This is a genomic window from Bradyrhizobium sp. Kon58 (assembly GCF_055807455.1).
In genome coordinates this window covers 1-231 of sequence record NZ_JBVVOT010000695.1, presented here as the reverse complement: position 1 = coordinate 231, position 231 = coordinate 1, and the positions used below count along the sequence as shown (strand labels likewise).

Annotated in this window: 1 pseudogene; it reads left to right on the top strand. The window is 55.8% G+C overall.

The window, feature by feature from the left end:
• A pseudogene (locus tag AC0L20_RS41975) lies at positions 1 to 231 on the top strand (hypothetical protein); the annotation flags it as partial.

Sequence of the window (231 nt, the reverse complement as noted above, 5' to 3'; positions counted from 1 at the left end):
GTACAAATTTGCCGCGCATCCGGCATTCGATCGTCGACCAGGTTGTGTCCGCATACCTCGATCGCATTGGCCAAAAGCGGCCGGTGCGGCCATTCGAACGGATGGCAATCAACGCATTCGGTGCGACAATTGCCGACGACCTCGCGGTCAAGCTCATGACATCGGAAAACTTATCCGTCCTTTTGAGCAGCGGCACCGTTCGCAACGCAGCAGAAAACATCACGTTTGGGA